This window comes from Actinomadura sp. WAC 06369 (assembly GCF_003947565.1).
GTDB lineage: Bacteria > Actinomycetota > Actinomycetes > Streptosporangiales > Streptosporangiaceae > Spirillospora > Spirillospora rifamycini.
This window is the reverse complement of the sequence record NZ_QHJN01000290.1, coordinates 1-5,404: the sequence shown is the minus strand read 5'-3', so window position 1 is coordinate 5,404 and position 5,404 is coordinate 1. Positions and strand designations below refer to the sequence as shown.

Below are 5,404 nucleotides of genomic sequence, written 5' to 3'. Positions count from 1 at the left end.
GACCCGCCCCAACTCCTCGTACACCAGCGCCTGCAACGTCCCCGAACGCAGCGCCGACCCCACGCCCCACAACACGAAACCCGCGGCGAACGCCGGATACGACGGAACGAAAGCCCACAGACCGAAACCCGCACCGGCCAGCAGGGGAGCGGCCACCAGCAGCCACCGGCGCGAGAAAACATCCGCCCACAAACCGGACGGCAACTCGAGAAGGAACGTCGTGACCGACCAGATCACGAACAGCGACGAGATCTCGGCGGGGGAGAGCCCGGCATCGGCGAACAGCACCGCGTACACCGGGTACAGAACGATGAAATCCTCGAGGAACGTGTAGGCGTACAGCCTGCGCGCGAGCCCCGCCTCAGGTGAAGATCAATGTCGTCGGCGCTTCATACCCGCACTGTAACGCCGCCCCTCCCCGAACCGCCAGCGCAATACCGAAACCACCCGAACCGGCCGGGGGAGAGGCACCCCCGACAGCGCCTCCCGAACCCGCCAGGCCGGACGCCCAGGACGACCGAGCCGCCGCCGACGCCGTCCAGCGAGGATCCGAGCCACCGTTTCAGCCACAGCGCCGGTGAACTGGTACGCGCACGCCGCACGGGCGACCCGCCGCTCATGGTCGGGCCCCTAGTCCTGGGCTCGGGCTTCGCCGCCGGCTGGATCCGGTGTGGCTTGAACTGTCGGGGGAGTGTTCCGAGCACCCGGCTGTCTACTCGGCGCACCGGGTCAACATATGTTGACACGTCCATGCGGTCAACATATGTTGACCGCATGGACGTTGAAGAGCTGACCGGCCTGGTGGTCGCGACGGCGGACAAAGACCCGCTGGTGGGCCTGGGCGCCGTGGCCCAGATCCGCGCGGAGATGGAGCGGACCGAGGCGGTGCTGGTCCGCCGCGCACGCAACAACGGTGCGACCTGGGTAGAGATCGCCGCCGCCCTGGGAGTGTCCAAGCAGGCGGTGCACCGCAAGTACCGCGGCCGCCGGGTGTTCGGGGACCGGTCGTGACGGCGCTGCACGGCGACACGGGGCTCGCCACCAGGCTCGAGGAACTGCTGGGCGCCCGGCACCCCGTGGCGGCCGCCGCCCTGATCACCCCTGCCGGGACGACGGTGGCCGGCCGGGGCGCCGATCTGGACGCCGACTTCGAGATCGGGTCGGTCTCCAAAGCGGTCACGGGGCTGCTGTACGCCGATGCGCTGGACCGCGGCGAAATCGGGCCCGAGACGACCTTGGGCGAACTGCTGCCGCTCGGCGATGTCCCGGCCGCGCAGGTGACGCTGGCCTCGCTCAGCCGGCACCAGTCGGGACTGCCCGGACTGCCCAAGTCGGCCCAGCCGCTGCGGCGGACCTTGGCCCTGTGGCGGCACGGCACCAACCCCTACGGCGAGAACCTGGAGCAGTTGCTCGACCAGGCCCGCACTGTGCGGGTGGGCCGGCCGCAGGCCCGCTATTCCAACTTCGGGTTCGAACTGCTCGGCCACGCGATCGCCGCCGCGGCCGGCACCTCGTACGCCGAACTGGTGCAGCAGCGCATCGCCGACCCGCTGAAACTGAACCGCCTCTACGTGCCCGCAACAGCCGACCAGCTCGGCCCGGACGCGCTCACCGGCACCAGCCGGCGCGGCAGGCCGCGGCAACCGTGGACCGGGGAAGCGGTAGGACCGGCCGGGGGCATCCGCGCCACCATCGGTGACATGGCCCGCCTCATTGCCGCCCTGCTCGACGGCTCCGCACCCGGAACCACCGCCCTGGACCCGATCGCCCCGTTCGGCAAGGGCGCACACATCGGCGCCGGATGGATCACCGTCACGGTCAAGGGCCGCCGGATCACCTGGCACAACGGCGGCACCGGCGGCTTTCGCTCCTGGGTCGGAGTCGACCGCGAGACCGCGACCGGCGCCGTCGTCCTGTCCGCCAACTCCGCATCGGTCGATCGCTATGGATCCCAACTCCTGATGACCGAGGCGACCCGCATCCCCAGCAACCGCTGATCCGTTCCTGGACGGCGTCGTTACCGACACCTCGCGTCGAGCGCTGCGCGCCGTACCCGTCGACCCCGCCGTCGCGGTGGGGGAGCCAGGTACGGCCTTGTCGGTAGGGCGGCGGCGCGTTACACCCGCCCAGAAGCGGCTTACTTAACATAATGCTCATTATCGACCATGGCTCGAGAGGAGGCGGAAAGGGGCGAAGCGGCTGGCGGCTGGCCGACGCGGCCCGTCATGACGAGCGATGAAACCGACAGGCGGACGCACGAGTCTCACTCTGGTCTGGACCCATCGCCACTGGACGGAAGGTGACATGAGCGAACAACTCGACCAGGTCTTCGGGCAACTGGTGAACCGCAGCTGGGCCCGGTTCTCCGAGAACCTCAAAGCCCGCGAGATCGACGATCTGCTCGTCGGAGCCGTCATCACGGCGGCCGTCGCCCAGGGCCACGCCCTCATCGACCTCACCTCCGACGGCGGGCACCACTACCTGCGCTTCCAGCACCTCCAGAGCAAGCACCGCCTGATGTTCGAGCTGACCCACCTGACCGGCACCGTCGCCGCCGCCAAGGTGCTGCAGCACCACGCGTCCGTCACGATCGCCTACGGCGAGTACGTCGAGGACGCCCGGACGGTCTGGCAGGCACTCAAGAGCGAGGTCAAGAGCGGCTTCCTCGACGTCGGCGAGCCCGGGGTGTTCACCGTCGACGCCGACCTCGGCACCGGCTACGTGTACGTCCAGGTGCCCCTCCTGCTCGACCTGGACCAGTACTTCGCCGACCACTACACGGTGAAGTACCCCGTGCTGCAGGAGCACATCGCCGCCGTGTCGCAAGCCTGCGCGAAGTACCTGCGCGGCCGTATCGCCGCCTGACCAGGAGGAACACCATGCTTTCGTTGATCAACAAGTTCAAGAACAACGCCGAGGCCAGGGAGAGCAAGGACGAGGCCCTCATCGGCGAGATGGTGTTCACGATGGCGCACCTGGGCTGCCCGGTCATCGGCATCAAGTCGGGCGCCGACATGCAGTACGTGCGGTTCAAGCCGGTGGGCGACGAGGTCCTGTACAGCTTCACGATCGTGCTGGACCGCAAGACCGGCGACGGCGCGCTGCAGCAGGCGGTGCTCGGCAGCAAGGCCACACTGACGTTCGTCGCCGAGGTGAAGAACCACATCGCCGATCCCGACGACCTGGTGGCGATGTTCCGCACCGACATGGCGAACATGCTGCGCAGCCCGTGGTTCGGCGACATCAAGCTCGATCACCAGCTCAACTCGATCACCGCGACGAAGAAGCAGATCATCGACATCGACGACTACGCGGGCGCCGACGGCGCCGACCGGGACCGGCTCCGGCAGCTGCTCCAGGGCACCGTGCAGGAACTGCGGGAGAAGGTCGCGCCGTACAAGAAGTGACGGCGGCCGGCCGGTGGCGGCGCACCGTTCGCGGGTGCCGCCACCGCCGCTTCCCCGCGGCGGGCGGGATGCCCCGAAAGACGGCAAACCATACAGAAGCTGAATTCTGTCTGGTTTAGACGATGTCGCCGGACGGGCCCTCGGAGCGTGCGGCGCGTGGTGCGAACCGGTGGGGATCCTCGGCCCCGAGTGCGCGTGCTACGGCAGCGGGCGGGCACCGCGCAGGAACTGGTCGACGGCGGTGTCGACGAGCCCTTCCGCCAGTTCGGGAGGGACGAAGTTGCCGTTGATGATCGCGGTGATCCCCTGCAGGGTGGCGAACAGGACGATCCCGATCCGCTGGGTGTCGCCCGCCTGGAGCGCGCCCTGCTCCTGCCCCTCGCGCACCAGGTCGTGCATCAGCCCGAACGGCGCCTCGGCCGCCTCCACGATGTGCGTCGCGCCCGGGCGGTGCTTGCTGGAGTACATCAGCTCGAGCAGCGCGGCGTTCTCGGTGGCGAAGCGGGTGTAGGCGTTCGCGGCGGCCCGGACGCGCGACGGGAAGTCCTCGGCCGCGCCCTCGAGCGCCGCGCGGAGTGCGGCGTCCAGGCGGTGGAAGCCGGCTTCGGCGAGGGCGTCCAGCAGTGCCTGCCGGTCGGGGAAATGCCGGCGGGGCGCGGCGTGGCTGACGCCGATCTCCCGGGCGAGTTCGCGCAGGGAGAGCTGGTCGGAGCCGTGTTCGCGCAGGCCGCGTTCGGCCGCGTCGAGCAGCGCGTCGCGGAGTCGGCCGTGGTGGTAGGACCGGCGGTCGGTTGCGGCTGGCACGGATGCCACCCTAATCATGTTTCCTTTGACAACATTGTTGCCGGTGACTACTTTGGCGCCATGGCGACGTTCACGAGTTCGCAGATCCCTTCCCAGTCGGGCCGCACCTTCGTCATCACCGGCGCGAACAGCGGCATCGGGCGCGCGGCCGCCCGGGCGCTCGCGGCTCGGGGCGCCCGTGTCGTCCTCGCCGTCCGCAATGTGGACAAGGGGCGCGCGGCGGCCGCCGGGATGCCCGGCGAGGTCGAGGTGCGGCGGCTCGATCTGGCCGATCTCGCTTCGGTGCGCGGTTTCGTCGCGGAGTTCGCCGGGCCCGTCGACGTGCTGGTGAACAACGCGGGCGTGATGATCCCGCCTTTCGGGCGGACGGCCGACGGGTTCGAGTTGCAGTTCGGCACGAACCATCTGGGGCATTTCGCGTTGACGAACCTGCTGCTGCCGCGGATCCGGAGCCGGGTCGTGACCGTGTCGTCCAGTGGGCACCGGTCGGGCCGGATCGAGTTCGGCGACCTGAACTGGGAGCGCAGGCCGTATCGGGCGATGGCCGCTTACGGGCAGTCGAAGCTGGCGAACCTGCTGTTCACGTCCGAGTTGCAGCGGCGGCTCGCCGGGGCGGGTTCGGCGGTGATCGCGACGGCCGCTCATCCCGGGCTGGCGGCGACGAACCTGCTGGAGTCCAGTGGCCGGCTGGGCGGGTTCGACCGGGTGCGGAAGTCGGTGGCGGGGCGGCTGGCGCAGAGCGAGGAGGACGGTGCGCTGCCCACGCTGTACGCGGCCGTGGCGGACGTTCCGGGTGACGGTTATGCGGGGCCGGGCGGTTTTCTCGAGGGGCGTGGCGCGCCGAAGCTGGTGGGCCGGTCGGCGCGTGCGCGGGACGCGGAGGCGGCGCGTCGGCTGTGGCGGGTGTCGGAGGAGCTGACGGGTGTCGCGTTTCCGGCGGCGTCTCTTTGAGTGTGCCCTCGGCTGGTGAGGGCGGGTGCCGTCGTAGGGGGCCGCGTACTGCTCCCCCGCTCCCCCGGCGTGGGTGCCGGGTCGGTCGGCGTCCGGGGTGTGCGGGTCGGGTGCCGCGCGGCGGGGTGGTCATGGGGTCGGTCGGGTGAGTTCGAGGAGGCGGCGGGCGTCGCGGACGGCGGCGCCGTTGGGGTCGTTGTTGAAGTAGACGTAGGCGTCGTCGGTGAGTTCGGGGATCCAGG

General features: G+C 70.0%; 7 protein-coding genes. 5 read left to right on the top strand and 2 right to left on the bottom strand.

The window, feature by feature from the left end:
* On the bottom strand, positions 1–312 hold a 312-nt coding region (locus DMH08_RS38315; protein ID WP_325052985.1), incomplete at its 3' end, for an MFS transporter.
* A gap of 462 nt (positions 313–774) precedes the next feature.
* On the opposite strand from DMH08_RS38315, the gene DMH08_RS38310 reads away from it, so the two are divergent.
* From DMH08_RS38310 to DMH08_RS38295, 4 genes are all read left to right on the top strand, one after another.
* Complete coding sequence (locus DMH08_RS38310) at positions 775–1,011, top strand: hypothetical protein (protein WP_026401764.1); 237 nt, start codon at positions 775–777, stop codon at positions 1,009–1,011.
* Positions 1,008–1,997, top strand: coding sequence for a serine hydrolase domain-containing protein (locus DMH08_RS38305; RefSeq protein ID WP_051300474.1), 990 nt, complete (start codon positions 1,008–1,010; stop codon positions 1,995–1,997). The genes DMH08_RS38310 and DMH08_RS38305 overlap by 4 nt, the downstream gene beginning before the upstream one ends.
* A 307-nt stretch (positions 1,998–2,304) precedes the next feature.
* Positions 2,305–2,865 (top strand): hypothetical protein, encoded by a 561-nt coding sequence (locus DMH08_RS38300; protein WP_026401763.1) that lies wholly within the window; start codon positions 2,305–2,307, stop codon positions 2,863–2,865.
* A gap of 14 nt (positions 2,866–2,879) precedes the next feature.
* Positions 2,880–3,407: a hypothetical protein gene (locus tag DMH08_RS38295; RefSeq protein WP_125621128.1), complete on the top strand. Its 528-nt coding sequence runs from the start codon at positions 2,880–2,882 to the stop codon at positions 3,405–3,407.
* A 198-nt stretch (positions 3,408–3,605) separates the two neighbouring features.
* Here the strand turns inward: DMH08_RS38295 and DMH08_RS38290 are convergent, their stop codons facing one another.
* A complete protein-coding gene (locus DMH08_RS38290; RefSeq protein ID WP_026401761.1) occupies positions 3,606–4,211 on the bottom strand; it encodes a TetR/AcrR family transcriptional regulator in 606 nt (201 codons plus the stop codon).
* 60 nt (positions 4,212–4,271) lie between these two features.
* On the opposite strand from DMH08_RS38290, the gene DMH08_RS38285 reads away from it, so the two are divergent.
* The gene (locus tag DMH08_RS38285; protein ID WP_125621126.1) at positions 4,272–5,162 is read left to right on the top strand and encodes an oxidoreductase; all 891 of its coding nucleotides are present in this window, start codon (positions 4,272–4,274) and stop codon (positions 5,160–5,162) included.
* Positions 5,163–5,404: the final 242 nt, after the last annotated feature.

Bases quoted from the DNA above. Each gene is read 5' to 3' on its own strand.
- DMH08_RS38310 (WP_026401764.1), top strand. From the start codon at position 775: ATGGACGTTGAAGAGCTGACCGGCCTGGTGGTCGCGACGGCGGACAAA.
- DMH08_RS38300 (WP_026401763.1), top strand. From the start codon at position 2,305: ATGAGCGAACAACTCGACCAGGTCTTCGGGCAACTGGTGAACCGCAGC.
- DMH08_RS38295 (WP_125621128.1), top strand. From the start codon at position 2,880: ATGCTTTCGTTGATCAACAAGTTCAAGAACAACGCCGAGGCCAGGGAG.
- DMH08_RS38285 (WP_125621126.1), top strand. From the start codon at position 4,272: ATGGCGACGTTCACGAGTTCGCAGATCCCTTCCCAGTCGGGCCGCACC.